Annotated in this window: 24 protein-coding genes and 1 tRNA gene; 17 read left to right on the forward strand and 8 right to left on the reverse strand. The window is 68.7% G+C overall.

Annotated elements, in window-relative coordinates:
- Positions 1–45: 45 nt before the first annotated feature.
- The 3 genes from ITJ43_RS00690 to ITJ43_RS00700 are packed head-to-tail and all read left to right on the forward strand — an operon-like array spanning position 46 to position 3,169.
- A complete protein-coding gene (locus ITJ43_RS00690) occupies positions 46–1,176 on the forward strand; it encodes a branched-chain amino acid aminotransferase (RefSeq protein WP_194581199.1) in 1,131 nt (376 codons plus the stop codon).
- Positions 1,173–1,940 carry a fumarylacetoacetate hydrolase family protein gene (locus tag ITJ43_RS00695; protein WP_194581201.1) on the forward strand — a complete coding sequence of 256 codons (768 nt, stop codon included), beginning with the start codon at positions 1,173–1,175 and terminating at the stop codon, positions 1,938–1,940. Before ITJ43_RS00690 ends, ITJ43_RS00695 begins: the two co-directional genes overlap by 4 nt.
- 14 nt (positions 1,941–1,954) lie before the next feature.
- Positions 1,955–3,169 carry an MFS transporter gene (locus ITJ43_RS00700; protein WP_194582376.1) on the forward strand — a complete coding sequence of 405 codons (1,215 nt, stop codon included), beginning with the start codon at positions 1,955–1,957 and terminating at the stop codon, positions 3,167–3,169.
- 27 nt (positions 3,170–3,196) lie between these two features.
- Here ITJ43_RS00700 and ITJ43_RS00705 read toward each other — a convergent pair whose 3' ends face one another.
- Positions 3,197–4,249, reverse strand: coding sequence for an aminotransferase class V-fold PLP-dependent enzyme (locus tag ITJ43_RS00705; RefSeq protein WP_194581202.1), 1,053 nt, complete (start codon positions 4,247–4,249; stop codon positions 3,197–3,199).
- Positions 4,250–4,327: 78 nt separating this feature from the next.
- Between ITJ43_RS00705 and ITJ43_RS00710 the strand changes: the two genes are divergently transcribed.
- Both ITJ43_RS00710 and gltX read left to right on the forward strand, forming a co-directional pair.
- Positions 4,328–5,305 (forward strand): LysR family transcriptional regulator, encoded by a 978-nt coding sequence (locus tag ITJ43_RS00710; RefSeq protein WP_194581204.1) that lies wholly within the window; start codon positions 4,328–4,330, stop codon positions 5,303–5,305.
- A 33-nt stretch (positions 5,306–5,338) separates the two neighbouring features.
- On the forward strand, positions 5,339–6,853 hold the full coding sequence (gltX, locus tag ITJ43_RS00715; protein ID WP_194581206.1) for a glutamate--tRNA ligase: 1,515 nt from the start codon (positions 5,339–5,341) through the stop codon (positions 6,851–6,853).
- Positions 6,854–6,886: 33 nt separating this feature from the next.
- Here gltX and ITJ43_RS00720 read toward each other — a convergent pair whose 3' ends face one another.
- Complete coding sequence (locus tag ITJ43_RS00720; RefSeq protein ID WP_323741080.1) at positions 6,887–8,950, reverse strand: ArnT family glycosyltransferase; 2,064 nt, start codon at positions 8,948–8,950, stop codon at positions 6,887–6,889.
- 71 nt (positions 8,951–9,021) lie between these two features.
- The gene (locus ITJ43_RS00725) at positions 9,022–9,198 is read right to left on the reverse strand and encodes a hypothetical protein (protein ID WP_194581210.1); all 177 of its coding nucleotides are present in this window, start codon (positions 9,196–9,198) and stop codon (positions 9,022–9,024) included.
- 114 nt (positions 9,199–9,312) lie between these two features.
- On the opposite strand from ITJ43_RS00725, the gene ITJ43_RS00730 reads away from it, so the two are divergent.
- The 7 genes from ITJ43_RS00730 to ITJ43_RS00760 all read left to right on the forward strand — a co-directional run bounded on the left by ITJ43_RS00730 (position 9,313) and on the right by ITJ43_RS00760 (position 15,010).
- Positions 9,313–9,384 (forward strand) — tRNA-Gln (locus ITJ43_RS00730).
- A gap of 157 nt (positions 9,385–9,541) precedes the next feature.
- Complete coding sequence (locus ITJ43_RS00735) at positions 9,542–9,961, forward strand: SRPBCC family protein (protein WP_194581212.1); 420 nt, start codon at positions 9,542–9,544, stop codon at positions 9,959–9,961.
- A gap of 277 nt (positions 9,962–10,238) precedes the next feature.
- Positions 10,239–10,601 carry a MarR family winged helix-turn-helix transcriptional regulator gene (locus ITJ43_RS00740; protein ID WP_228495266.1) on the forward strand — a complete coding sequence of 121 codons (363 nt, stop codon included), beginning with the start codon at positions 10,239–10,241 and terminating at the stop codon, positions 10,599–10,601.
- A 54-nt stretch (positions 10,602–10,655) separates the two neighbouring features.
- The gene (locus tag ITJ43_RS00745; protein ID WP_194581216.1) at positions 10,656–11,249 is read left to right on the forward strand and encodes a TetR/AcrR family transcriptional regulator; all 594 of its coding nucleotides are present in this window, start codon (positions 10,656–10,658) and stop codon (positions 11,247–11,249) included.
- A gap of 10 nt (positions 11,250–11,259) precedes the next feature.
- Positions 11,260–11,901 (forward strand): zinc ribbon domain-containing protein, encoded by a 642-nt coding sequence (locus ITJ43_RS00750; RefSeq protein ID WP_194581217.1) that lies wholly within the window; start codon positions 11,260–11,262, stop codon positions 11,899–11,901.
- Positions 11,902–11,966: 65 nt separating this feature from the next.
- Positions 11,967–12,959 (forward strand): aldo/keto reductase, encoded by a 993-nt coding sequence (locus ITJ43_RS00755; protein ID WP_194582378.1) that lies wholly within the window; start codon positions 11,967–11,969, stop codon positions 12,957–12,959.
- Between the two features lie 80 nt (positions 12,960–13,039).
- Entirely contained in the window at positions 13,040–15,010 is a 1,971-nt protein-coding gene (locus tag ITJ43_RS00760; RefSeq protein ID WP_323741081.1) for an ArnT family glycosyltransferase, read from the forward strand.
- Between the two features lie 9 nt (positions 15,011–15,019).
- Here ITJ43_RS00760 and ITJ43_RS00765 read toward each other — a convergent pair whose 3' ends face one another.
- The 4 genes from ITJ43_RS00765 to ITJ43_RS00780 all read right to left on the reverse strand — a co-directional run bounded on the left by ITJ43_RS00765 (position 15,020) and on the right by ITJ43_RS00780 (position 20,417).
- Positions 15,020–15,706, reverse strand: a complete 687-nt coding sequence (locus ITJ43_RS00765; RefSeq protein ID WP_194581218.1) for a HEAT repeat domain-containing protein — start codon at positions 15,704–15,706, stop codon at positions 15,020–15,022.
- Between the two features lie 50 nt (positions 15,707–15,756).
- Entirely contained in the window at positions 15,757–16,737 is a 981-nt protein-coding gene (locus tag ITJ43_RS00770; protein ID WP_194581219.1) for a Dyp-type peroxidase, read from the reverse strand.
- A 78-nt stretch (positions 16,738–16,815) separates the two neighbouring features.
- Positions 16,816–18,369 (reverse strand): bifunctional phosphatase PAP2/diacylglycerol kinase family protein, encoded by a 1,554-nt coding sequence (locus ITJ43_RS00775; protein ID WP_323741082.1) that lies wholly within the window; start codon positions 18,367–18,369, stop codon positions 16,816–16,818.
- Between the two features lie 11 nt (positions 18,370–18,380).
- Positions 18,381–20,417, reverse strand: coding sequence for a DUF262 domain-containing protein (locus tag ITJ43_RS00780; protein WP_194581221.1), 2,037 nt, complete (start codon positions 20,415–20,417; stop codon positions 18,381–18,383).
- 134 nt (positions 20,418–20,551) lie between these two features.
- Here ITJ43_RS00780 and ITJ43_RS00785 point away from each other — a divergent pair, with 134 nt between their 5' ends.
- The 5 genes from ITJ43_RS00785 (at position 20,552) to ITJ43_RS00805 (ending at position 25,595) form a co-directional block, all read left to right on the forward strand.
- Complete coding sequence (locus tag ITJ43_RS00785) at positions 20,552–21,325, forward strand: hypothetical protein (RefSeq protein ID WP_194581222.1); 774 nt, start codon at positions 20,552–20,554, stop codon at positions 21,323–21,325.
- Positions 21,326–21,478: 153 nt separating this feature from the next.
- Complete coding sequence (locus tag ITJ43_RS00790; protein WP_194581223.1) at positions 21,479–22,261, forward strand: DeoR/GlpR family DNA-binding transcription regulator; 783 nt, start codon at positions 21,479–21,481, stop codon at positions 22,259–22,261.
- On the forward strand, positions 22,258–23,205 hold the full coding sequence (locus ITJ43_RS00795; protein ID WP_194581225.1) for a 1-phosphofructokinase family hexose kinase: 948 nt from the start codon (positions 22,258–22,260) through the stop codon (positions 23,203–23,205). The genes ITJ43_RS00790 and ITJ43_RS00795 overlap by 4 nt, the downstream gene beginning before the upstream one ends.
- Before the next feature lie 38 nt (positions 23,206–23,243).
- A complete protein-coding gene (locus ITJ43_RS00800) occupies positions 23,244–25,280 on the forward strand; it encodes a PTS fructose transporter subunit IIABC (protein ID WP_194581227.1) in 2,037 nt (678 codons plus the stop codon).
- A 42-nt stretch (positions 25,281–25,322) separates the two neighbouring features.
- Entirely contained in the window at positions 25,323–25,595 is a 273-nt protein-coding gene (locus ITJ43_RS00805; RefSeq protein WP_194581229.1) for an HPr family phosphocarrier protein, read from the forward strand.
- Positions 25,596–25,667: 72 nt separating this feature from the next.
- Here the strand turns inward: ITJ43_RS00805 and ITJ43_RS00810 are convergent, their stop codons facing one another.
- Entirely contained in the window at positions 25,668–26,306 is a 639-nt protein-coding gene (locus tag ITJ43_RS00810) for an MBL fold metallo-hydrolase (RefSeq protein ID WP_194581231.1), read from the reverse strand.
- Positions 26,307–26,424: the final 118 nt, after the last annotated feature.

Consider the following 26,424-nt stretch of genomic DNA (forward strand, 5'->3'; position numbering starts at 1 on the left):
ACCGCCGCACCGCCCACCGCACCGCACACACCCTCAGGACACGACATGAGCCTCACCTACGAACCCGACGCCGGACTCGCCCCCCTGGAGTTCGCCGTCACCCGAAACCTCGCCGCCAAGTCGGCGGCGGAGCGCGAGCAGCTGCTGGTCGACCCCGCTTTCGGTACCACCTTCACCGACCACATGGTCGATGTCTGCTGGTCGGTGCGCGGTGGCTGGCACCGCCCGCGCGTGCAGCCCTACGGCCCCCTCTCGCTCGACCCCGCGGCATCGGTGCTGCACTACGGTCAGGAGATCTTCGAGGGGATCAAGGCATACCGCCACGCCGACGGCTCAGTGTGGACCTTCCGGCCCGACCAGAACGGCCGTCGCCTGCAGCGCAGCGCACGACGCCTGGCCTTGCCCGAACTGCCCGTCGAGTACTTCATCGAGTCGCTGAAGGCATTGGTCGCCGTCGACGGCGCGTGGGTGCCGTCGGGCGCCGACCAGAGCCTGTACCTGCGGCCGTTCATGTTCGCGAAGGAGGCGTTCCTGGGGGTGCGACCGGCGAACAAGGTCGGCTACTACGTGATCGCCTCGCCGGTCGGTGCCTACTTCAAGGGCGGTGCGAAGCCCGTGTCGATCTGGTTGAGCGAGGACTACTCGCGCGCCGGCAAGGGCGGCACGGGTGCGGCGAAGACCGGCGGCAACTACGCGGCCAGCCTGCTGCCCCAGGCGGAGGCATACGAGCAGGGCTGCGACCAGGTCGTCTTCCTCGATCAAGACCGCAACGTCGAGGAGCTCGGCGGCATGAACATCGTCTTCGTCTACAAGGACGGCACGATCGTCACCCCGCAGTCCGACTCGATCCTCGAGGGCATCACGCGCGACTCGATCCTCCAGCTCGCCGCCGACCGCGGCCACAAGATCGAGGGTCGCGCGGTGTCTATCGACGAATGGCGTTCGGGGGTCGCCTCGGGCGACATCGTCGAGGTATTCGCGTGCGGCACGGCCGCCGTCGTCGCACCCATCGGTGTGCTGAAGGGGCGCGACTTCGTCGACGAACAGCCTCTCGGGCCACTCGCGCAGTCGCTGCGCGAAGAGCTGACCGACATCCAGTACGGTCGCCGCGAAGACACCCACGGCTGGCTGCTGCGCCTCGACGAGCCTTCGAGCGGTGGGGAGTCCGCCTCGTGAGGATCGTCCGCTTCAGTCATCACGAGTCGATCCGCTTCGGCATCGTCGACGGCACCGACCTCGTCGTGCTGGCGGGAGATCCGCTGTTCGCCGGCTTCGACACGACGGGGGAGCGTGTGCCGCTCGCCGAGGTCGCCCTGCTCGCGCCGGTCATCCCGCGTTCGAAGGTCGTCTGCGTCGGCAAGAACTACCGCGACCACGCCGCCGAGATGGGCGGCGAGGCGCCGGCCGCGCCGCTGCTCTTCCTCAAGCCGAACACCGCCGTGATCGGTCCCGGCGACGCGATCGTGCGCCCGCCGCAGTCGCAGCGCACAGACTTCGAGGGCGAACTCGCCGTCGTGATCGGACGCGTCGCGAAGAACATCGCCGCATCCGACGCCCTCGACTACGTGTTCGGGTACACGATCGGCAACGACGTCACCGCGCGCGATCTGCAGCAGGCCGACGGCCAGTGGGCCCGCGCCAAGGGCTTCGACACGTTCTGCCCCCTCGGGCCCGCCATCGAGACGGAGTTCTCGCTCGACGGCGGCGCGCGCATCGTCACGCGCGTCGACGGCCAGGTGCGCCAGGACGGCCCCATCTCCGACATGGTGCACTCGGTTCCCGACATCATCGCGTATGCCTCGGCGGCCTTCACGCTGCTGCCCGGAGACGTGATCCTCACCGGAACCCCGGCCGGCATCGGTCCCTTCGAGGCCGGGCAGAGCGTCGAGGTCGAGATCACCGGACTGGGAACGCTGCGTAACACCGCCCGCATCGCGTGAGCGCTGAGGCAGGACTGGATGCCGCGGCCATCGGCCGTGTGCGGAAGCGCACGGTCGGGGTTCTCGCTGCGGGCCAGGTACTCGGCGGCATCGCCTTCGGCGCGACGGTCTCGCTCGGTGCGCTGCTCGCGGCCGACCTGTCCGGTCAGGAGGCGCTGTCGGGGCTCGCGACGGCATCCGTCACTCTCGGCGCCTCGTTCTGCGCGATCCCGCTGGCGCGTCTGGCGGCGCGCCGAGGACGTCGTATCGCGCTGACGCTCGGCAACCTGTTCGCCCTGGTCGGTATCGCCATCGTGATCACGGCGGCCGCGGCGCGGAGCTTCCCCCTGCTGATCGTGGGAGTCATCTTCATCGGCGCGGGCAACGCCGGCAACCTGCAGTCGCGTTTCGCCGCGACGGACCTCGCTCCCGCTGCGCGGCGGGGACGTGACCTGGGCACGGTGGTGTGGGCCACGACCGTGGGAGGCGTGATCGGTCCGCTCCTGCTGACACCCGGCGAGGCGATCGGCGCGGTCATCGGCATGCCCCCGCTGACCGGGTCATACGCGTTCTCGATCGTCGCCCAGCTGGCGGCCTTCGCGCTGTATGTCGTCGCTCTGCGCCCCGATCCTCTCGTGCTCGCGCAGCGCCTGGCCCGCAGCGGCGAGGCCCGTCGAGAGCACATCGTCGAGGAGGACCGTCCGGTCGCTGCCCGCTACGCGATTTTCGCGGTCGCCGGATCGCACGTCGTCATGGCGTCTGTGATGGCGATGACGCCGATCCACCTCGCGCACCTGGCGCCCGATCAAGTGACGATTGTGGTCGGCACCACGATCGCCCTGCATGTGTTCGGTATGTACGGTCTCTCACCGCTGTTCGGAATGCTCGCAGATCGGTGGGGTCGCATCTCAACGGTTCTGCTGGGGCAGGTGCTGCTCGCCGCGTCCCTCGTGATCGCAGCGGTAGCGCCGGATTCGCAGTGGGCCGTGCTGGTCGCGCTGTTCCTGCTGGGAGCGGGGTGGAGCGCCGCGACGGTGTCGGGGGCGGCGCTGTTGACCGAGAGCTCCCTGACGGCCCTGCGGCCGCGGCGGCAGGGCCTCAGCGACACGATCATGACCTTCAGTGCAGCGGTCGGCGCCGTCCTCGCGGGTGTGGTGCTGAGCCAGATCGGGTATGGCGGGTTGGCGCTCGTCGCGCTGATCGTCGTCGCCGCCGTCACCGTGTTGTCTCCTTACGCGCGTCCGCGCTGACGCGCGTACGTCGGGGCGGCGGCTGCCTCAGCGTCGGAGAACAGCGACCGCGCGGTCGACGTCGGCGTCGTCGTTGAACACATGGAAGGCGAGCCGCGCGCGACCGTTGCGACCGGAAGCGATGAGGCTGGCCGCGGTGAGCCGTGCGAGGTCAGCGCCGTCGGGGTCGAGCCACGTCACGATGGCGCTCGCGATGTCGGGCTGATCGATTCCGAGCGCGCGGCGGAATCGCGCGGCGAGCCCGGTCGCGTGGGCGTGGAGCTCTGCCATGTCAGCCTCGGCGAAGGCGCGCAGTGCGGGTTCGGCGCCGACGAATGCCTGCCACGCGGGCGAGACGTCGAAACGGCGTGCACTGGTAGCGAGCTCCGCTCCGCCGCCGTAGCAGGATGACCACGGATCGTCGCCGGCGTACCAACCGGCCTGGACGGGCGTGAGCGTTCGGGCGTAGTCCTCGCTCAGGGCGAGGAACGAGACGCCGCGCGGGCAGCACAGCCACTTGTAGGTGTGGCAGAGCAGGGCATCGAAGCGGACAGCGTCGACCGGCATCCATCCCACGGCCTGCGTCGCGTCACACACCGTACGTGCTCCGACAACGGCAGCGGCCGCGCAGATCGCGTCGATGTCGGCCACATGTCCGCAGGCGGACTGAACCGCGGAGAAGGCCACCAGAGCGGTTGTCGGCGTGATCGCCGCCGCGAGCTGGGACAGCGGTGCGGTGCGCACCCGGATGCCTCGGCCCGCGTGCACGAACGGCATCACGAGCGACGAGAACTCGTGCTCGGGAACGAGCACCTCGGCGCCATCGGGGAGGGATGCCGCCAGGAGCGAGACCTGCACGGACGTCTGCGACCCGATGGCGATGCGGTCAGACGCGACGCTGACCAGCCTCGCGAAGTGAGCACGCGAGGCCTCGACGGCGCGGTTGTACCGTGCGACATCCGGTGCGGTGGCGAGATCGCTGAGGATCGCGTCACGGGTCGAGGCCATGGGCAGCCCGACGGTGCAGGCGGCGAAGTACCCGGTCGAGCTCGGGAACTGTGCCCGAAGCGCGGAAAGGGCGTCGACCTCCACGATGTTCATGTGACCAGCCTCGCCTCGGCAGTCGCATGCGTCTATGGCAGGTATTGCATGAAAAACATGCCATGAGATTATGGATGCATGGCCGAGGATATCCCCGAGTTCGACGTGCAGAGCCTCCGCACCGTGCGCGCCATCGCCGACACGGGCTCCATCACGGGAGCGGCCGCGGCGCTCGGCTACAGCCAGCCGGCGATCAGTCAGCACCTCAGACGGCTGGAGCGTCGACTGGGCGTGGCGCTCGTGGAGCGGGTCGGCCGCGGGGTGCGTCTGACCGAAGCCGGCCGCGTTCTCGCGCGGCACGCGCCCGCCGTCGCCCACGCCTTCGATGCCGCCGCCGAGGAACTGGCCCAATTGCGGGGCCTTCGCACCGGCATCGTCCGGCTCGTAGCGTTTCCGTCGGCGTCTCCCGTGTTGGTTCCGCGGCTCATCGCCGCGCTCGCGGCATCCCATCCCGGTCTGACCCTGACCTACGTCGAGGCGGAGCCGCCGGAGGCCGTCGAGGCGATCCGCGAGGACCGCGCCGACATCGCGCTGACCTTCAGCTATCCCGGCGATCGTGATGATCCGCACGGCACGAGTGCGCGCGGACTGTCGGTGCGCAGCGCCGGGCGCGATGACCTGCTGCTCGTGCTGCCTGCGGGACACCCCGCCGACCCGGCGGAACGCTCCGGTGAGCCCGCCGATGTCGCAGCACTGTCGGGCGAGACATGGATCGGCGGCTGTCCTCGGTGTCGCGGGCATCTTCTCGAGCTGTGCGGGCGGGCGGGATTCGAACCCCGCATCGGGTTCGAGACCGACAACGCTGTCGCGGTCGAGGGACTGGTAGCGCAGGGCATCGGTGTCGCAGCGCTGCCCCGGATGGCCGTCGAGTCCTTCCCGCTGCTGCCCGGCGTCGTCACGGCGCCGTTGGCCGCCTCCGAGGCTCGAGGCCTGCACATCGTCACCGCGCGCGACGCTGCCCGCGTGCCATCGGTGAGCGCCGTGCTCGGCGTGCTGGAGCGCGAACTCAGCACGATCGGACGCTCACGGGCGACGCTGAGCCCAGCGCGGCCGTGAAGCGTGGCAGACCCGACACCTAGACTGGAGGGGATGTCTGCCGCGATCCATCCCCGAACCACTGCCGCCACCGGAACCGACGTTCGCGTGCGGTTCTGCCCCTCGCCGACGGGTCTGCCGCACGTCGGCATGATCCGCACCGCGCTCTACAACTGGGCCTATGCGCGGCACACCGGCGGCAAGCTGATCTTCCGCGTCGAAGACACCGACGCCGCCCGTGACAGCGAGGAGAGCTACCGGCAGCTCGTCGATGCGCTGACGTGGTTGCGCATCGACTGGGACGAGGGTGTGGAGAAGGGCGGACCGCACGCTCCATACCGTCAGTCGCAGCGCCGCGAGATCTACGCCGAGGTACTCGATACGCTCATCGCCGCAGGGGCGGTGTACGAGTCGTACTCGACGGCCGAAGAGATCGATGCGCGCAACGACGCGGCGGGCCGGGCGCGCCAGCTCGGCTACGACAACTACGACCGCACGCTGACCGACGAGCAGAAGGCCGTTTTCCGGGCAGAGGGGCGCGAGCCCGCGTGGCGGCTGCGCGTGCCCGACGTCGACCTCACCTACGTCGACCTCATCCGCGGCGAGGTCACCTTCCCGGCCGGCTCGTTCCCCGACTTCGTCGTGGTGCGCGCGGGCGGTCAGGCGCTCTACACCTTCACCAACCCGGTGGACGACGCCCTCATGGGCATCACCCACGTGATCCGCGGCGAAGACCTCATGCCCTCGACGGCCCGTCAGCTCGCTCTCTACGGTGCGCTCATGGACGCCGGCGTCACCGACTTCATGCCGCGCTTCGGGCACATGCCGCTCGTGCTCGGTGAGACCGGCAACAAGAAGCTGTCCAAGCGCGACCCGCAGGCCGATCTGTTCCTGCATCGCGAGCGTGGGTTCATCCACGAGGGCTTGCTCAACTACCTCGCTCTTCTGGGATGGTCGATCGCCGCTGACCGCGACGTGTTCTCGCTCGAGGAGTTCACCGCCGCGTTCGACATCGCCGATGTCAACCCCAACCCGGCGCGCTTCGACCAGAAGAAGGCCGAGTCGATCAACGGCGACCACATCCGCATGCTCGATGCGGCCGATTTCGCCGGGCGTCTGGTTCCCTACCTCCACGCCGCGGGCCTTGTCGAGAACCCCCCGACGGCCGCACAGCAGGAGATCCTGGATGCTGCGGCGCCCCTCGTGCAGGAGCGCATGCAGCTCCTGGGCGAAGCGCCCGGACTGCTGGGCTTCCTCTTCCGCGAAGACGTCGTCTACGACGACGACGCGCTGGGTGGGCTGCCCGCGAACGCGGGGGAAGTGCTGGTGGCATCCGTCGGGGCTCTGGAGCTCGTCCCGGAGTCGTCGTTCACGGCCGCGGCCATCCAGGAGGCGCTGTCTGCGGCGTTGATCGATGGCCTCGGATTGAAGCCTCGCATCGCGTACGGTCCTCTCCGCGTGGCGGTGAGCGGACGACGCGTGTCGCCGCCGCTCTTCGAGTCGATGGAGCTGCTCGGCAAGCCCGAGTCGGTTCGCCGGCTCGATGCCCTGGTGCAGCGCATCGGCTGATCACCTGCCGCGGCGATCAACGACGCGACGTGGTCAGCCGCCGCACGAATACAGTCCCGAAACGGGCGAACCCGTGACCTCGGTGCAGGTGGCCAGCACCCAGGTACGGATCTGACCGGCGGCGGTGGTCACGGCATCCGTGCCGGTGAGTCCCCCTCCGGAGGCGCCGAACCCGCCGGCGCCGTTTCCGGCGAGCACGTAGCGGAGGTCGCCATCGGCCACCAGCTGCTGGAAGGCGGCCAGAGTCGGCGCGGGGTCGCGTTCGTCGAAGCCACCGATCGGCAGGAACGAGCCCCCGTCGGACGCGAGGATCAGCGTGGCTGCGCTCTGGGCGCCGAAGGTCGCCGCGAGATAGGTGGTGCCCTGTTGATGCTCCGTGAGCCAGGCCACTGTCGAGGCGGATGCCGCACTGTCGCCGCGCCCGGGGCCACCCGCGCCGCCCATGCCGCCCGCGCCGAAGGGCCCGGGCCCACCGGCGTCGCCGCGCGAAGGTGCCGCGTCAGCGGATCCCGACCTGCTGAGGCCGCCGTCGCCGCGGTGAGCAAACGCGCCGCTGCCGCCCGTGCCGTTGGTCGCGCCGCCGGGTGTGGAGGAGCCGGGCGTGGACCAGCCTGGTGCGCCACCTCGCGCCAGTCCGCCGAAGCCGGACATGCTGGCGACCCCGGCCGCCGTCGGATTGATGGAGTTCGGCGACCACACGGTGACCACCGACCAGGCCGCGGGCGTGAGGAGCATCGCCACCACGCTCACCGCGGCAGTGAGCCTCCGTGGCGCACCGCGGCGGTGCTCGAGAAGCAAGAGCACGACCGCCACGCCTGCGACCACCAGCTGGGCGATCGACACGGGTAGTGAGAACCCGGCATCGCGCTCGGATGCCACCGAGAGGCTGATCGCGAGCGCCGTGACAGCTGCGGTGAGGGGCAGCGCAAGCTGTGGCCAGAGCATCCGTCGGCGTCGGGCGCGGGCGAACGCGGCTCCGATCAGGAGCGCCATGGGGATGGCCAGCGACGCCGTGTAGAACTGATGCATGCCGGCGACGAGCGAGAACATCGCGGCGAAGGTGAGGAACCACACGGCTCCGAAGACCAGCAGAGGTCTGCGCAGACGCAGCACGATCAACAGCACGATCGCGACGATGGCTACGGGAATCGGCCATCCGATCTGGTCGGCCAGCGACGCGTTCAGCAGGCGCACGAGCGACGGATCGCCGGAGAACATCGGCGTGAACGAGCGGTATGCCCCGGTGTCGGCGGTGCTCGACCCGAAACGACCGAGCCCGTTGTAGCCGAAGACCATCTCCCACGGGTTGTTCGACAGGGTGCTGCCGACGTAGGGGCGGGAGGATGCCGGAACCAGCGAGACCGCGATGACCCACGCGAGCGAGGCGCCGAGGCTCACCACTCCTGCGACACCGAGGTGCCACACGCGGCGTGCCCAGGGCAGGCGGGTGCAGAGGTACGCGGCGGCAAGGGCCGGCCAGACGGCCCACGCCTCGAGCATGTAGGTCTGGAACCCGGCGGCGATGAACAAGCCCGCCAGAATCAGCCACCCCAGGCTCGCGCGGCGCAGTGCATGGGTCGCCGCCCACGCGGTGAGCGAGAGTGCGAGAACGAAGAACGTCTCGGGCTGGTTCGACCGGGCGACGGCGACGAGGATCGGCGTCGTGGCGACGACGATGCCAGCCACGATGCCGGCTGCCTTTCCCGCCCAGCGGCGTGCAGTGACGGCGGTCACGACGGCCGCCGCGGCCGCGGCCAGCGCGTTCGGGATGATCACGGTGGCGGGGGAGTACCCGAAGATGCGCACAGCCAGCGCCGGGATCCAGAACGAGCCGGGAATCTTGTCGAGGGTGACCGTTCCGGCCGGATCGAATGACCCGAAGAAGAAGTTGGGCCAGCTGCGGCTCATCGACAGGGCGATGGACGCGTAGTACTCCGACATCGAGCCGCCCACGCCCCACGCGGTGAGCAGCAGAGCAACGACAGCGATCGTGAACAACGACCAATGCCACCGGGGGTCACGTCGGCGTCGTGTCGCGGCGCGTACCCGCGTGGACGAGAAGGATGCGGGCGAAGCCGAGGCGGAAAGTGCGGTCACGATCGTCACGCTAGGACCGCCGCTCGAAGACTGACGAGGTGCGAGCTATGAAATGGCTACGACGGGAGCGATCAGTCCGATGCCCACCTCGCCCAGACGACCGTCTGCCCGTCGACCTCTTGAGGACCGGCGCCGCTGTCGGACGCCGCCGGGGTCGCCCCGTCTGTGGTGGTCGGTGCGGCAGCCGCGCATCCGCTGAGCAGCAGCAGTGTCGCCACAAAGACGCGGGAGTATCGGGGGGCTTTCACGGCTTCAGTCTCGGCTGGCGCGCCGTGGGGACACAATGCGTGTTCCGGCTGGTTTGGACACGGTGTCGGTGTGGGCTAAGCTAGACCCTCGGTACGACTTCGGTCGTCACCCCCTGGGGTATGGTGTAATTGGCAACACGGCGGTTTCTGGTTCCGTTGTTCTTGGTTCGAGTCCAGGTACCCCAGCAACACAGATAGCCTCGGAATTCCGCTGAAAAGCGGATGACCGGGGCTCTTTCTTTTCTCCGATCGGTCGGTTCCCGCTCGCGGGAGGCGTCTCCGGCGTGACGTGGTTTGGCGTGCGCCCTTGACGCGGGAATAGTATGTGCGCATACTAATTAACATGATTCAGTTGGCATCCGCGTCCCGATACTCCACCGCCGCACCGAGAGCGTTTTTCGCGAAGTGGGTCGATCACAGCTCGTGGGCGCAGTGGTCGCCGGATACGGAGTGGGTGAAGCTCGACGGGGAGGTGCGTGAGGGTGCGAAGGGCGTGCTCAAACCGGTGGCTGGCCCGAAGGTGAAGTTCACGATCGCGGAGTGCATCCCCGACCGCGTGTACACCGATGTGAGCTCGTTCCCAGGCGCGCGGCTCAGCTTTCGGCACACGGTAGAGCCGGTCGACGCGGGTTCGGCTCTGACGGCATCCGTGTGGATGGAAGGCCCGCTCTCCGCGTTCTGGGCGAAGGTCATGGGCACCGGCTTCGCGACATCGGTTCCCGCCGATCTGGACCGACTCATCCGGGTCGTGGAGGCACAGTGACCGCCTGGCTCGGAGTCGTGTCTGCCGAACACGTCGCGCGGGGCGTCAGTCTCGGCATCGCACAGTTGCGACAGTTCACGGCAGTCGGACGCGTCAGTGGTGACGACATCTGGCAGGGGGACGAAGGCTCCTTTCATCCGTTTCGTCGCGCCGTCGACTACCTGGCCTCTCGGCCGATGATGGCCTCATGACATCTCGCCTCCAGACGCGATACGAGTCTTCTGATGCAAGTCCGGGATTTTTGCTGTGGCGGGTCACTAACCAGTGGCAGGCGCTTATGCGCCGCACGCTCGCGCCGTTCGACCTCACCCATGTGCAGTTTGTCCTCCTCGCCGTCCTCACCTATGCCGGCGACCCGAAGGGCCTCACCCAGGCGCAGCTCGCCCACCGGGCGCGCGCCGACCCGATGATGGTCTCGCAGGTTCTTCGCGCTCTGGAGCAGAAGGGCTTTGCCGAGCGTCATCCCGACCCCGATGACGGGCGAGCGCGACGCGTCACCGTAACGGACGACGGGATTGCCGCCGCCCGAGCAGCAAATCGGGCCGTCGAGTCCGCGGACGAAACCTTCTTCGGCGGGAGCGCCAACCGGTCGCTCCCGCTCATCGCGCACCTTCAGCACCTGGACCAGAGCGACGAGTGAGCCCTCACCGGCGGTGTTATCGTTTGATAACCACCTGCTCGAAAGGACTCGCGGATGCCGTCTGCTCGTCGCCCCCCGGCGCGCAACGACGAACTCCTCGCTGCTTCTGAGCGTGCCTTCGCCGCTCGCGGCTATTTCGGCACTTCGACAGCGCAGGTCGCGGCGGCGATGGGGGTATCGCAGCCCTACGTTATCCGCACCTTCGGCTCGAAGCGAGAGCTCTTCCTACGCACCCACGCACATGCGGGAGCGGCGATCGTCTCGGCGTTCCGCGCAGCGGCGAGCTCTTCTGAGGGCGCCTTCGACCCGAAACATGTCGGCGCCGCGTATCGCGCCCTGGTGCTCTCACAGCCGGCATCCGTTCTCGTCTGGGCGCACGCCTTCTCCGCCGCCACAGCCGAGCCGGCGATCGGGCTGGAATCGCGGCGGATGTTCGACGAGGTCTACCGGGCACTCCGCGACGCCGGCGCATCTGCTCTCGAAATGTGGGACTTCATGGGCCGCGGGATGCTCATGAACACCCTCCTGCTCATGGAAGCCCCCCGGTACGCCGACGAGTACGACTTCGCGCCGATCGTCGATCTCGTCTTCGGTCCTCCTTTTTCATCCGCACGCACTGCCGTCGCCGACGGCCACCGTCCCGAGTAAGGAATGACGTATGAGTGACCTCGTCCCCTTCACCGACAACGTCAGCGACCTGTCGAACGCCGACGGGTACCAGTTCGAGTTCCGCTGCGAACGGTGCGGCAACGGGTACCGCTCCGCCTTCCGTCGCGATCCGCGCGCGGCGGGTCAGAAACTCGCGCGCGGGCTCGGCAACCTCTTCGGCGGATCGCTGTCGGAGATCACGTCCATGGCCGACCGGCTGCTCGATCGCGGAACCAACTCGCCGGCGAAGGACGAGGCGCTGCGTGCTGCGACCGCGGAGATCGGCCCGATGTTCCACCAGTGCCGCGGGTGCAGTGACTGGGTCTGCGACGACGTGTGCTGGAACGACACGATCGGCCAGTGCGTGCGGTGCTCGCCGATCGCCACCGAAGAACTCGCCCAACTGCAGGCCGAGGCGCGTCGTCGACAGGTGCAGGAGCGGCTGGAGACGGTCGACCTCGTGGGCGGCGTAGACCTCAAGACTCAGGCCCGACCACGCTGCGGATCGTGCGGCGCCCAGTCGAGCGGCGGCAGGTTCTGCGGGGAGTGCGGATCGCCGCTCGCCGTCGTCATCGCCTGCTCCGGATGCGGCGCAGACAACCCCGCCGGCGCCCGATTCTGCTCGAGCTGCGGAACAGGTCTGGCGGCCTGACTCCTGCCCGATGGGGCGGTGGCTGCCTCGATAGGCTTGTGAGCATGCCGGAAGAGACCTTCGTACTGCCCGCACGTCCGCTCGGTCGAACGGGTCGCACGGTGTCGGCCATCGGTCTCGGCACGTGGCAGCTGGGAGCTGACTGGGGCGACGTGAGCGAAGCCGACGCGGCGGCGGTGCTGTCGGCATCCGTCGACGCGGGGGTCACGCTGTTCGATACCGCTGACGTCTACGGCGACGGCCGCTCAGAGCAGCTCATCGGTCGCTTCCTGGCGTCTCGGCCGGGCCATGGCGTCACCGTGGCGACCAAGATGGGCCGCCGCGTGGACCAGGATGCGGCGAACTACACGCTCGACAACTTCCGGGCGTGGGCCGACCGGTCACGCAGCAACCTCGGTGTCGAGAGCCTCGACCTCGTTCAGCTGCACTGCCCGCCCACGGCGGTGCTCGAGGATGACCGTACGTTCGATGCCCTGGACACGCTGGTCGACGACGGCGTCATCGCCGCCTACGGCGCTTCCGTCGAGACGGTGGCGCAAGCATTGGCGGTCGTCGGCCGTCCCGGCCTGACGAACGTGCAGATCATCGTCAACCCCTTCCGCCTCAAACCGCTCGACGAGTTCTTGCCGGCCGCTGCGGACGCTGGAGTCGCCGTCTTCGCGCGTGTACCGCTCGCGAGCGGACTCCTCTCCGGTCGCTACACGGCCGAGACGACCTTCCCGGCGGACGACCACCGCGCCTACAACCGCGAGGGCGCCGCGTTCGATCGCGGTGAGACCTTCTCGGGCGTCGATTTGGAGATCGGACTCGCCGCCGCTCATGAGCTGGCTGCCGCGCTGCCGCCGCACATCAGTCTTCCCGCCGCCACCCTCGCATGGATCGCCTCACGCCCCGGCATCACGAGCGTCATCCCCGGCGCGCGCACGCCGAGCCAGGCGGCCGCGAACGCTGGCGCCGCGGCACTGATCGACCGCGAGTTCGACCTCGAACGATTCGACCAGGCGGTGACAGACGTCTACGACCGGCGACTCCGAGCGGCGATCCACCCACAGTGGTGAGCCTGACGCATCCCGCATTCATACCGCGCCCATAGCGGCCGGCGAGCTTCGGTCGAGCCGACGGGGTTAGCGTCACGATCGTGCTGGACACGCCCGCCCTTTCCCGATGGTGGCGAGAGCCCTGGGGGGCGCGCATCACCCTTGCTCTCATCCTCGTCGCCTCTGCGGTTCTCACTGTGTGGAATCTCGCGCGCGGCGGTGACTTCGCGTTCTACGAGGCGTCGGCGCGATCGATGTCACAGTCGTGGCGGGCGCTCCTGTTCGGCGCGTTCGACCCTGCGGCCACCGTCACCCTCGACAAGTTGAGCGGCTTCGCCGTTCCGCAGGCGCTCAGCGTGCGGCTGTTCGGTATGTCGACCTCCGCTCTCGCGTTGCCGCAGGTGGTCGAAGGCCTCGTCACCGTCTGGGCGTGTGCGCTCATCGGGCTGCGTTGGCTGGGGAGAACCGGTGGGCTCGTGGCGGCGGCGGCCGCGGCATCCACGCCGATCTTCGTGTCGATGTTCGCCCACCCGATGGAAGACGGCCTGCTCACCATGGCCCTCGCGGTCGCGGTGCTCTGGTGGCAGCGAGCGATGCTCACGGCCAGGTGGTGGCCGCTGCTGGTGGCCGGAGCGTTCGTCGGCGTCGGATTCCAAGCCAAGATGCTGCAGGCGTGGTTCGTCCTTCCCGCACTCTTGGTCGGCACGTTCGTTGCGGCAGGCGGATCGTGGGCGCGACGCGCCGGGAGGGCAGCGATCCTGCTGGCGAGCTCCGTCGCGGCATCGCTGTCGTGGATGCTGGCGATGCAACTCGTTCCCGCGGCGTCCCGCCCCTTCGTCGACGGATCGACCGACAACGACGTGTTCGCCATGGTGTTCGGCTACAACGGTATCGACCGGCTGTTCCCGAACGCGGTCGCCGGTGCGGTGCACAGCGGCGGGGGAGGAACGTCCTCCGGCGGGTCCTCGGATGCCGCCCTCAAACTTCTCGATCCGATGTACCTGACCCAGATCGGTTGGCTCTATCCCGCGGCTCTCTTCGCGATCGGGCTCGGCCTCTGGCGCTGGTGGCGGCCGGCGGCTCAGCGGGATACCGATGCCCAGGGCGCCGCGTCAACGGGCGCACACCGTGCCATGTTCTCCGTGGCAGTCATCTGGTTGATCACCGGGGCCGGGGTGCTCTCTGCGGCCCGCATGCCCCACACGGCATATCTATCGGCGATCGGGGTGCAGCTCGCGCTGCTCTCGGCTCTGGCGGCCAGTGAGGCTGTCCGCCTGCGGGCGTCCGAGCGGGCTGTCGAGCGAGCAGTGCTTCCGGTGCTCGTGATCGCGCAGGGCGGGTGGGCACTGGCGCTGGCGTGGTGGGGTCATTTGCCGCTGCCGCTCGCACTTCCTCTCGCGGTCGTAATTCTCATCGGTGTGGTGGCCGCGCTGTGGGGCTCCCGCGCTCGGACCATGCGGGGCGGTCGCACCGGCGTGCGCGCCGCACTCGTGGCGGCCGGCGTCGTGGCGATCGTCGCCGGCCCGGCGCTGTTCAGCGCTCAGGTACTGGACTCTTCGAGAGACGGCAGCGGCGGCGACGCGTATGTGGGTATCAAGCCGGTGGCGGGCGCACCCTCCGCCACCCGTGCGCTTTCGGTGTCGGCGCCGCAGGTGTGGGGCGGATCGCCCGGAATCACGCCCCCACTGATCGAACTCCTCGGCGCGGTGCGCGCCGCCGGAGGCGGAGCCGACGGCCGTCCCCTGTTCTTGACGGACGCCTGGAGCGTCGCGGCGCCCATCATCAACTCGACCGGTCAAGAAGTGCTGACCGACGGGGGCTATTCCGGGCAAGCGGCGGTCTTCACCGCAGACCAGGCTCGGACCGAGATCGCCGACGGAGTGCATCTCGTGGTCGTGAAGGATCATGCCCCCAAGACCGACCCCGTATGGATCGCGGTGCGCGCGAGCACCTGCTCGACTCTACGATCGTGGCCCTCGACCACCGGCGGTGCGTCATCGAGCTCGTCGTCCCATACGCATGACGCGGCATCCGGATCGGCGGTCGGCTTCACGCTGTATTCCTGCTCCTGAGTGGCGCCCTCACTCCAACGCGGCCAGCCGCTTCTTCCGGCGGTTCTCCCGCACGACCCAGGCGATGTCCGGGTCGTCCGTGTCGAGGGCGCGAAACGCTGTCAGGCCTGGCGCTGGGTCGGCAGCGACCGCCACACTCCACGCGTAACCGAGCGCCTGGCGCAGTGTGCGGGCATCCGGTTGAGATCGACGCGCCGGTGCGAGGCCTACGAGGTGCGCGCTGGCGCGCTGGCACACCGTGATCGCCGTCGCTGCGGCGTCGGCGGTGCGCAACAGACGCGGCTCGCACACGGCGGCCACCGCCGCGCGCTGCACCAGCGGATCGGCGTCGTCCACCCATGTGGTGACGATCATGCGGAAGGTCGAAGGGAAACCGTCCGCGCACAGCTGTAACCCGATGGCGACACCCTCGCGCACCCGCCATCGTTCATCGGCGGCGAGAACGCGGGCGCGATCAGCGTGTTCGGGGTCGTCAGCGCCCCGGCCAAGTGCGGCCGCGGCGCACATCACTGGGTATTCGCCACCGTCGGTGAGGAGCGCGTCGATAGCCTCGCCCGTTGCCGACCGTGCGACCGCCTCCACGAGGGCCAGGTTCGCGCGGGGTCCGGGCAGGCCGGAGTGCTCCGTGACGAAGTTCGGCCAGAGCTCAGGTCGGAGTGTCGCGAGTTGGGCGCTCCACGCGGATGTCGTCGACATTCGTCGACGGTATCGCTGGAGCTCTCACTCCAGAGGACGCGTCGCCCGTGTCAATTCGCTGCGGTCGCCGACGGTGCGGCATCCGCGATCGCGGCGAGCAGGCTGACGGAGGGAGCGAAGAACGTCGCGCCGGTCTGCACCGCCGAGAAGTCGAGCAGGCGGTCGTGCAGACCGGGTGGGTCTCCGACGAACATGCGCTCCAGCATCCGCTCGATCACCCAGAGATGGCGCGTGTAGCCGATGAAGTAGGTGCCGTAGATGCCCTGGCCGGGGCTGGCGAAGGGCATGTTGTCTCGCAGGATGTCGTGCTCGCCGAGGTCATCGACGATGGTGCTGAGCGTCTTGTGCGATTTCTGACCGCTCACCGCGTCGTCGAGTTCGATGTTGTCGAGCTTGCGGCGTCCGATCACGGCTTCTTGCTGTTCGGTCGTCAGTTGCTGCCACATCGCCAGCGGGTGCGTGTACTTCTGCACCACCACGTAGCTGCCGCCTGCGTAGTTGGGGTCTTCGTCGCCGACCAGCGTCGCTTCGGGCAAGTCTGGACCGACCGGGTTGGCGGTCCCGTCGACGAATCCGAGGAGGTCGCGGGTGTCGAAGTAGCGGAAGCCCTGGGTTTCGTCTGCGACGGTGACGCTCTCGCCGAAGGCCTGCAGGATCTGCTTCTCCAACTCGATGCAGAGGTCGGCGCGTTCGGAGCGGATGTGGAAGAGGACGTCGCCCGGGGTCGCGACGGCGGTGTGCCGCGCGCCGACGACCTCGCGGAAGGGGTGCAGTTCTGCGGGCAGCGCGCGTCCGGTCAGTTGCTGCCACACGCGCGCGCCGATGCCGACCGTGCACGACAGGTGCCCGGTCAGGTCACGGATCGCAACGTTCTTCACGAGATCGTCGATGCCGGACACCACGTCGCGGACCGTGTCCATCGCTCCGTCTGCGTCGGAGACGACGAGCACCAGAAAGATCGCCATGCGCGTCAGCGGGGCGTCCACCTGCTGCGGTGCAATCGGTACGCGAAGGTTCGTCTCGTCGCTCATGATGCCACCTCGTTCTCGCCCGGCGTATTGAGGTCAGTGTTGCGCATCAGGCGTGGGTGCTGCGTGTCCTCCTCGGGGTCACCGTCGGCGCGAGCCCGCAGGGACGATCACCGTGAGCGCGCGCGGCAGGACGCGAGCCGTCAGATGGTCGACCTCCTCACCGAGCTCGCCGTCACGGGCGATGCGATATGGGCCCTCAGGCAGTTCGAGCTGGAACTCGGCATCCGAGTACTGCTGATAGCGGCGATTGCGCGAGATGCGCCCGGTAAACAGATCGACCACCACGCGGGCGCGCGAACCGCGGCGCGATACCCCCAGCACTCGCAGGTCGAGTCGGGCATCATCCAGAGTGGCCCGGTGCACCGGCGCGAAGCCACGCGGCTCGTAGCGCCCGTTGCCGAGGAAGAGCAGGCTGAAACGGGCATCGATCGTCTCGCCGTCGAGGTCCTTGACGCGCACGTGCACCGCACGGGCCTGTCGGAGCGTACGGGCCGCGGCGACCACAGCGGCCAGCGGCTTGCCGATGCGATGCTCGTAGTGCTCACGGATCGCGACGAAGTCCGTGTACGCACCGACGCTGGCGGTGTTCACGAAGATCTTGCCGTTGATCTCGCCGAGGTCGACCGTGGCCACCGTCCCCGCACGGATCGCATCGATCGCGGTCGCCAGCGGGAACATCCCCAGATCCTTTGCGAAGTGGTTGAACGTTCCCGCAGGCAGGACCGCCAGCGGGATGCCGTTCTCGCGTGCGGCGCTGGCGGCCTGCTGAACAGTGCCGTCGCCGCCGGCGACGGCGAGCACCTCGCAGGACGAGGCCGCGTCTCGGATTGTGCCGGCGTGGTCATCATCGTCGCCGAGGGCAACGATGCGCATCCGCGGGAGCGCGCGACGCACGTCGGGGAGGATGCGGCCGGCGCGACCCGACCCGGAGCGAGGATTGATGATGAGGGTGATGCCCTCACCGTGCGGCCTCGGCGTTCCCGCGTGCACGGCGAGAGCATCCTGCAGCGGGTTGACGCGCTCCACAGGAACCAGCCGCGTCGTCAACCACGCGATCATCTCGCCGAGGGCGAACCCGGCTGCCACGTCGGTGGGGTAGTGCGCACCGGTGGCGACACGGGAGAACCCCACGAGGCCCGCAAGCGCGCGAAGCGGCACAGTCAGGGCCGGCAGCTCCGCAGATGCCGCGGCTGCGAAGGCCACGGCGCTGGCCGAGTGTCCGCTGGGAAAGGACGTCGACGTCGGAATGCGGTGGGCCAGGCGCTGAACGGGGACCTGGGTCAGCGACGGCCGGGGGCGGCGATGAACGCGCTTGGACACCTGGTTGGCGATGAGGCTCGTCACCGCGATCGCGGCCAGTCCTCGTCCGGCCGCGCGGCGCGCGCGTGGCCGTCCTGACAAGGCCAGCAGACCCGCGATCGAGATCCACAGCACCGAACGGTCGGCGGCCCGCGTCAACGGCGGCATGGTCGCATCGAGGAGCGGGCTGCGCGTGCGGGCGATGGCCGTGAAGGTCGCCACGTCGAGGTCGTCGAGCTGGCGCCGCGCTCCGCGCCGCTGGCGCTGGCGCTGCGATGAGGTTTCGGCGGGCTCGGCGGAGCGGCGAGAGGGACGCGGTCGGCGACGTGACACGGGGGATCCGATCATTTCATCGCATTGCCGATGTACGAGTACTTGACGAACACCTCGGAGGCCCAACCGGCCTCGTCGAGCACGCCTTGCACCGCTGTCAGCATGTACTTGGAGTCCCAGCCCATGTAGAGGTACTGGCCGTCGCCGAGCTCGTCCCAGTGTCCGTTCCACGCCGTGGCGGGATAGACCGGTCCGCCGCGTCGCGCACTGAAGTCGATCACACTCTGACGCGAGTCGGCCCACAGACGGTGGAAGATGCGATTGAACAGGTAGCGGATGTCCGGTACCTCCCAGTGCTCGCCGCGGAACTCGACGTAGTCGAACTCGCGCTGCCAGCCGCGCGGCCATCCGCGCCGCGCGATGGCGTCGAGGATCGGGGTGAGGTTGTCGTCGTCGATGCTGACCACGGCGGGACGCTTCCACACGGAGAGGAAGAGCGTGCTCAGATGCTGCGTCCGGGCGGTGATCGCCGCCGTGCTCCACCCGTCCAGGTCGGCAAGCGTCTGGGTGAGCTCGATATCGCTCGAGCGGTAGACCGCCTTCTTTTGCGCGAAGGACGCGTCGAAGGCGCGATCGAAGAGAGTCTGCTCCAGGAGCGTGAGATTGCCGAGCGTGGGGGCGAGGGCGCGGAAGCTGTTCTGCTCGTCCTCCGACAGTTCGCTCCAGCGCCGTACGCCGTCAGGAGACCATTCGTCGGATGGCGCCATCGGCACGATGTGCTCCACATCGAACGTCGCGGCGTCGACGTCGCCCGCCAGACGCGCGAGAACATACGGCGCGTGGGGGAGCGGGCTGTATTTGAGTCCGACGCGCGTCCGCTCGTCCGACGGCGTGATCCGGGCGATGGCACGCACGAGCGCATCGCGCGAGATCGCGGCGGCGCGGCACAGGCGCGCGACGAGCCGGTCGGTGCTGACTCCCACGACGGTGCGGCGCAGCAACAGCGACTGCAGCTTCTCGAGCGCGTCGATCAGCTCCGGCGTCGACAGTGCCGCGTCGCGATGCTCGCGCACCAGTCGCATGGTCAGGGGGTACATGCCGCGACCGAATGTGTTCAGGTAGCCGAGTTGCCGGCCGACCGCATCCTCGGTCGCGCGCGAAGGATCCAGCAATGTGCGGTAGATCTCGGAGTGCGACCGCCACTGCGCGGCGCGTTGCCTGAGCGTGGCCAGGTCGAGGCGCGGAAACTCCGTGCGGAACGTGTCGTAGACGCCGCGTTCGCCGACGACGGTGACCTCGCGGCCGGTCAGCATCACGAGGTAGTGCCGCCAGAAGTCGCCGATCTGCTCACCGGTGTTCTGTTCGATCGGTACCCAGTACTCGTCCTCGATCTCGATCTGCTCGGAGTGCGACAGACCCATCAAGACGTAGTTGTGGATCAGTTCGTGGTCGCGCAGTGGCTCGCCCGTGGAGTTGAGGCTCTCAAACGTCTGCTGCGCGTTCGCGTCAGGTCCCAGAGTGATCGCGACGTGTTCGAGGCGCTCCAGTCCACGCCAGATGTGGGCCGCCTCGGCCGGGCGGATCTGGCTGCGAAAGAACGCATAGTTGTCGTCGAAGCGCGACTCGCGTGTCTCGTCGCCGGGAGCGCGACGGTCGAGGACGACGCTCTCGAACACGTCTGCCCACGCGCGGTGCGGGCGCAGTTTGGTGCGCGCCGGATCGTTGGTGCGCACCAGCACACGCTCGAGCTCGGTCGCCAGCGCCGGGTCGTCCTCCCGCAGTGTGTGGTGCAGCGCGGCAACCAGAAGCATGAGCGTGGTGATGCGCTGCTGGCCATCGATCAGCACGAGATGCGCGTCGGAGTCCTCTGCCGATGCCGTGGAGAGGATCGAACCGATGAAGTGCGTCTGCCCGTCTGGGGCATCCGCGACCGCGCGTACGTCGCTGAGGAGTTGTTCGCATCCACCGATGTCCCAGCGGTATTGGCGCTGATAGACCGGCACGACGATGGGGGTGTCGGATGCCGAGAGCCACGCGATCGTCGCCACGGCGGTGGCTGACACATGCGTCGCGGAGACGGACGAGGCGAAATTCGTGCCGCTGCTCATAGTGTCCGTGTCGCCTCCGGGCTCGCTGTCGATGACCGCCGTCGAGTCTAATCGCGTTCTCATCGGGCCTCTGTAGGCTGACCTAAGTCGGGCCTGTAAAAACTTCGCTTGTCCGGCAGAAAGGTTGATCCGTCATGGGTTACATCAAGAGCGCGGCTCTCGAGGAGACCGGTTACGTCGTCCTCGACCGCTACAACAAGGTGATCGATCCGAAGGAGTGGCTCGACGTCGAATACGTCGACTGGAAGTCCTCGGGCGACACCCGCTTCGCCCCTCTTGCCTCGGCGAAGGGTGAAGTCGAGTGCAACGGCTTCTGGAACCACAAGCCGCCGCGCACCGACAAGGACGGTGTCTGGATCGACTCCCAGACCGCCATCGCCCCGACCCTCACCGCGCGCGCCATGGAGCCGGGCGCGAACGTCGGCCGCTGCCGCATCATCGAGCTGCAGCCCAACACCTACGCCGACTGTCTGTACAACCTGCACCAGGATGACAACAACCGTCTGAACCCTGACGGCACCGGCTGGGTTGTGCGCGGCTTCTTCAACCTCACCGACGACGCCACGAGCTACTTCGTCCTGCGCGAAAACCGCACCGACCCCAGCGAGGAAACGCGCATCGCCCTTCCCGCCGGCGCGCAGCTCATCGTCGACACGCAGCGCCTCTGGCACGCGGCCACTCACCCCGGCGACGAGCCGCGGTACTGCCTCATCACGTCGTGGGAGTCCGGGCCTGAGCTCGACGCCTACATCGCAAAGTACAACGGCGTGAACAAGGTGGACAGCTACCCGGTCGATCAGGAGATCCTCGACGCTGGTCAGATCGAGCAGGAGCGTCGCATCGCCGCGCGTGCCGCCGCCCTCGCCGCTCGCGGCCAGCAGGAGGTCACGGTGATGAGCGAGGCCTAAGCCTCGGCATCCCCGGCGGGTGCTCACGCCCGCCCACGGAACGGCCCCGATCTTCGGATCGGGGCCGTTCCGTTCGTCGTGTTGTTTTTCACGGTTTTGGGTGTTGTTACATCTGTGTTTGTGTTGTAACTTGTGGGTATTCAAGGAGGAACCGTGTACGCGACGGAGCGCCAGCAACTCATCGAGCAGCTGATCACCACAGACGGACGGGTCGTCGTCGTCGACCTGGCCCGCCGCTTCGGTGTCACCACCGAGACGGTGCGCCGCGACCTGGATCACCTCGAAGCCGCAGGTCTGGTGCGACGCGTGCACGGGGGAGCGGTGGCCCGCACTCGCGTGAGCACGATCGAAACCTCTCTCGCCGAGCGCGCCCAGCGCCGCAGCGACGCGAAACTCGCGATCGCCGCGCGCGCCCTGGAAGCGATCGGCGCCGACGGTGACGGCTCCGTCTACATCGATGCCGGAACCACGACCGCAGCTCTCGCCACACTCCTGGCTCAGCGGCCCGCCGCCGGTCGCCCGCTCGAGGTGGTCACGCACTCGATGACGGTCGCACACGTGCTCGCCGGCGCTCCCGGACTCAATCTCACGGCGATCGGCGGGCGGGTCCGCGGTCTCACTGCCGCCGCCGTCGGCGCGCAGACGGTCGACGCGATCTCGCGCCTGCGCCCCGACCTCGCCTTCATCGGCACCAACGGACTTTCCGCCGCCTTCGGCCTCAGCACCCCCGATCCCGACGAGGCCGCCGTCAAGCGCGCCATCATCTCTTCCGCACGGCGCATCGTGGTCGTGGCCGACGCGGAGAAGTTCGATGGCGAGCTCCTTGTCTCGTTCGGCCGCCTCGCCGACCTCGACATCCTCGTCACCGACTGCGAGCCTCCCACCGACCTCGTCGCCGCGCTGGCGGATGCCGATGTGGAGGTGTGGCTCGCATGATCGTGACACTCACGGCCAACCCTTCGCTGGACCGCACGGTCACGCTGTCTGAGGCGCTGCGCATCGGCGAGGTGCAGGCCGCCACCGCTGTCCGCGAAGACGCCGGCGGAAAGGGCATCAACGTCACACGGGTGCTCGCCGGCTCCGACGTGCCCAGCCGTGCGGTGCTCCCGCTCGACGCGGACGACCCATTCGCCGCTGTCTTGCGTGCCGCTCGCGTGCCGGTTCTCGCGGTTCCGCTTTCCGGCGCGGCTCGAGCGAACCTCACTCTCACCGACCACGACGGCATCACCACGAAGATCAACCTTCCCGGTGTGACCCGTAGCGCGTCCGATGCCGCTGCCCTCATCGAGGCCGCGGTGCAGGCGTCGCGCGGAGCCCAGTGGCTCGTGCTGGCGGGCTCGCTCCCTCCAGGGCTGGCGGACGACTTCTACGTGCAGGTCATCACTGCGGTCCGATCCGCCGGGGGCGACGTGCCCCGGATCGCCGTCGACACGTCGGGGGCAGCTCTTCGTGCCGTTGTCGAGCGCGGCGCTCCCGATCTGATCAAGCCCAACGACGAAGAGCTCGTCGAGCTCGCCGGCATCGCCCTCGATCCCGCGCACCCTCTCGAAGAGGCCGTGGTCACCGTCGCGGCCCGCCTCGTTCCTGCACGCGTGGGCTCTGCCTTCGTCACGCTCGGCGGCGACGGCGCCGTGCTGGTGACACCGGACGGCGCGTGGTTCGGTACCCCCCCGCCCACGCGCGTGCGCAGCACCGTGGGTGCCGGCGACAGCTCGCTCGCCGGATACCTGCTCGCGGATGTGGCCGGCGCCGCACCGGCAGATCGGGTGCGCAGCGGCATCCGGTACGGATCGGCCGCAGCCGCGCTACCCGGCACTCAGGCACCCACGCCCGCAGATCTCCTCCCCGGCGACGTGCCGGTGAGGTCGCTCACCCTCTGAAATCCCATCCTGAACCCACCCGACCACTGGAGGTCACCGTGTCAGAGATCATCACGTCGGCGCTCGTCAGTCTTGACGAGTCGCTCGGCACCGACAAGCGCGCCGTCATCGACGCCCTGGCCGCGCGTGTCGCGGCGACCGGGCGCGCGAGCGACGCCGCGGCCCTGGCCGCCGACGCGTGGAAGCGCGAACAGACCGACGAAACCGGGCTTCCCGGCGGCATCGCGATTCCGCACGCCAAGAGCGCAGCGGTGCGCGAGGCGACGCTGGCCTTTGCGCGCCTGAAGCCGGGAATCGACTTCGGCGCCGACGACGGCCCCGCCGACCTCGTGTTCCTCATCGCCGCGCCCGACACGGCCGCCGAAGAGCACCTCGCGGTGCTGTCGCAGTTGGCGCGTAGCTTCATGCGCGATGACTTCACCGCGGGTCTGCGCTCCGCCGCGACCCCCGAGGACGTCGTCGCCCTGGTCACGGCCGCGGTGTCGGGCACCGGTGCTCCCGCTGCGGCCGCTCCGGCGGCCACCGCCGCCGCCGACAGCGCGCACCTGATCGATGGTCGTCCGGCCCGCATCGTGGCCGTCACCGCCTGCGCCACCGGCATCGCGCACACCTTCATGGCCGCCGATGCCCTCACCGCTCAGGGCACCAAAGACGGCGTCGACCTGATCGTCGAACCGCAGGGATCGAGCGGATACAAGGCTCTCGACCCGAAGATCATCGAGAATGCGGATGCTGTGATTTTCGCCGTGGACGTCGACGTTCGCGAGCCGCAGCGCTTCGCGGGCAAGCCCGTCGTGCGTGCCAGTGTCAAGCGGGGCATCGAGGCGCCGGCGCAGTTGGTCGCCGAGGCGATCGCGGCCGCAAAGAACCCGAACGCGACGCGTGTCAGCGGTTCGGCAGCTGCGGCATCCACCGCCACGTCGGGCGCAGGGGAGTCGTACGGCGCCAGCATCAAGCGTGCGCTGCTCACCGGCGTCAGCTACATGATCCCCTTCGTCGCCGGTGGCGGTCTGCTCATCGCCCTCGGCTTCCTGCTCGGCGGGTACGAGATCGCGTTCAACGCCGACAAGATCCTCGGCGCCTCCACGCTGTGGAACCTCGGCGACACGTCCCTCATCGTCTATCTGGGCGCCGTGCTGTTCAAGATCGGTGCACTCTCGTTCGGCTTCCTGGTCCCGGCTCTGGCGGGCTACATCGCCTACGGCATGGCGGATCGCCCCGGCATCGCGCCGGGCTTCGTCGCCGGTGCCGTGGCGGGCTTCATGGGCGCGGGCTTCCTCGGCGGCATCGTCGGTGGTCTGCTCGCCGGTGTCGCGGCGCGTTGGCTGAACGGCCTCGACGTTCCGCGGTGGTTGCGCGGCCTCATGCCCGTCGTGATCATCCCGCTGCTCGGCTCCATCTTCGCCTCCGGCCTCATGCTCCTGGTGCTCGGCGGCCCGATCGCCTGGCTCACCAAGTCCCTCAACGACTGGCTGTCGGGCCTCACCGGTGCCGGCGTCATTCTTCTTGGCGTCATTCTCGGTCTCATGATGTGCTTCGACCTCGGCGGCCCGATCAACAAGGTCGCCTACGCCTTCGCCACGGGTAACCTCGCCGCCGGCATCGCCGGTGACGAGCGCTACCTTCAGATCATGGCTGCGGTCATGGCCGCGGGCATGGTTCCGCCGCTCGCGATGGCCCTGGCATCCACGGTCATCGACCGCAAGCTCTTCACCGAGCCCGAGCGTGAGAACGGCAAGGCCGCCTGGCTGCTCGGTCTCGCGTTCATCTCCGAAGGTGCGATCCCGTTCGCTGCGGCCGATGTCTTCCGGGTGATTCCGGCGATGATGCTCGGTGGCGCGGTCACCGGTGCGCTGTCGATGGCCTTCGCCGTCACCAGCAAGGCGCCCCACGGCGGCATCTTCGTCTTCTTCGCCATCGACAACTTCTGGCTGTGGCTGCTGTCCATCGCCGTCGGCACCGTCGTGTCTGCGTTCACGGTGGTCGCGCTCAAGCGGTTCGTTCGCCGCGGGCCGTCCGTCGACGAGGGTATTTCCGGCGCATCCTCGGTTTCTCGCGAGACCGCAAACGCCTAGTCTCGATAGGCAACGATCCCTACACGATCCAAGGAGGATCTCATGGCAGAACGCCAGGCCACCGTCGCCAGCAGCTCGGGTCTGCACGCGCGCCCCGCGAAGCTCTTCGTGCAGGCTGTGCAGCAGACCGGCATCCCCGTGACCATCGCGGTCGAGGGCGGCCCGGACCTCAACGCCGGCAGCATCCTCACCCTCATGGGACTCGGCGCCACGCAGGGCACGGTCGTGACGCTCAAGGCGGATGGCGAGGGTGCCGATGCGGCGCTGGACTCGCTCGTCACCTTCCTGGAGACGGACCACGACGCCGAGGCGTGATCGTCGGATGACAGACGGATGCCGCGGCCCCCTCCACCGGGGACCGCGGCATCCGTCGTTTTCGGCCGAGGCTCAGAGATCGATGGACTCGCCCGGCTCGAGGGCGGTGAATTGACCCCCGTGCTGCTGCGTCGCCCACTGCAGACGCGAGCGGTGCATGTCGAGGCCGATGCGGGAGAGCGTCATGTCGTGGGTCGCGAACGCGTGGGCGGGCTTGACGGCGAGGACGAAGTCCATGGCGTCGCCGATCTTGAGCCAGGGAGCTCCCACCGGGGCGGCGAGAAGCCGCACGTCGACCCCATCCGGCAGGCTGTATGCGTCACCGGGGTAGTACACCGCGTCGTCGACGAGGACACCGACATTGTCGATGGTCGGGATCGATTCGTGGATGACCGCATGGCGACCGCCGAAGAAGCGGAGAGCGAACGGACCCGCGGTCGCCGTGTCACCGTGGGCGACAGTGATGACGTCGAACTCAGCCGCCGCAGCGGCGACGCCCGCGGGACCGTAGATGGGGATGCCGGGCGCGTGCTCCCGAATACGTCGCAGGTGTTCGGGGGTCCAGTGGTCGGGATGCTCATGAGTAAGCACCACGCCCACCGTGCCCGCGAGGTTCTGCAGCGGCAGTGTGAACGTGCCGGGATCGATGATCAGCTGCTCGCCCTCGCGCTCGAGGCGGAGGCAGGCATGTTCGTGTTTCGTAACGCGCATGTCGTTCAGTCAACGCCTCCCGGGGCGCCCGAGCAAGCAGCGGACGCGTGCGTGCCTCGATTTGGTGGGGAGTGCGCAGGCATGGCATAATCGAACGGTTGCTTACGCAGCAGAAAGT

It is taken from the genome of Microbacterium sp. VKM Ac-2870 (assembly GCF_015350795.1).
In the GTDB taxonomy this organism is placed as follows: domain Bacteria; phylum Actinomycetota; class Actinomycetes; order Actinomycetales; family Microbacteriaceae; genus Microbacterium.

What these genes read in the sequence shown, in the direction of transcription:
- ITJ43_RS00745 (WP_194581216.1), top strand. Translation starts at nt 10,656, where the DNA reads ATGCCGTCTGCTCGTCGCCCCCCGGCGCGCAACGACGAACTCCTCGCT.
- ITJ43_RS00780 (WP_194581221.1), bottom strand. Translation starts at nt 20,417, where the DNA reads ATGAGCAGCGGCACGAATTTCGCCTCGTCCGTCTCCGCGACGCATGTG.
- ITJ43_RS00735 (WP_194581212.1), top strand. Translation starts at nt 9,542, where the DNA reads ATGATTCAGTTGGCATCCGCGTCCCGATACTCCACCGCCGCACCGAGA.
- ITJ43_RS00805 (WP_194581229.1), top strand. Translation starts at nt 25,323, where the DNA reads ATGGCAGAACGCCAGGCCACCGTCGCCAGCAGCTCGGGTCTGCACGCG.
- gltX (WP_194581206.1), top strand. Translation starts at nt 5,339, where the DNA reads ATGTCTGCCGCGATCCATCCCCGAACCACTGCCGCCACCGGAACCGAC.
- ITJ43_RS00710 (WP_194581204.1), top strand. Translation starts at nt 4,328, where the DNA reads ATGGCCGAGGATATCCCCGAGTTCGACGTGCAGAGCCTCCGCACCGTG.
- ITJ43_RS00795 (WP_194581225.1), top strand. Translation starts at nt 22,258, where the DNA reads ATGATCGTGACACTCACGGCCAACCCTTCGCTGGACCGCACGGTCACG.
- ITJ43_RS00690 (WP_194581199.1), top strand. Translation starts at nt 46, where the DNA reads ATGAGCCTCACCTACGAACCCGACGCCGGACTCGCCCCCCTGGAGTTC.
- ITJ43_RS00785 (WP_194581222.1), top strand. Translation starts at nt 20,552, where the DNA reads ATGGGTTACATCAAGAGCGCGGCTCTCGAGGAGACCGGTTACGTCGTC.
- ITJ43_RS00740 (WP_228495266.1), top strand. Translation starts at nt 10,239, where the DNA reads ATGCGCCGCACGCTCGCGCCGTTCGACCTCACCCATGTGCAGTTTGTC.
- ITJ43_RS00765 (WP_194581218.1), bottom strand. Translation starts at nt 15,706, where the DNA reads ATGTCGACGACATCCGCGTGGAGCGCCCAACTCGCGACACTCCGACCT.
- ITJ43_RS00705 (WP_194581202.1), bottom strand. Translation starts at nt 4,249, where the DNA reads ATGAACATCGTGGAGGTCGACGCCCTTTCCGCGCTTCGGGCACAGTTC.
- ITJ43_RS00810 (WP_194581231.1), bottom strand. Translation starts at nt 26,306, where the DNA reads ATGCGCGTTACGAAACACGAACATGCCTGCCTCCGCCTCGAGCGCGAG.
- ITJ43_RS00770 (WP_194581219.1), bottom strand. Translation starts at nt 16,737, where the DNA reads ATGAGCGACGAGACGAACCTTCGCGTACCGATTGCACCGCAGCAGGTG.
- ITJ43_RS00750 (WP_194581217.1), top strand. Translation starts at nt 11,260, where the DNA reads ATGAGTGACCTCGTCCCCTTCACCGACAACGTCAGCGACCTGTCGAAC.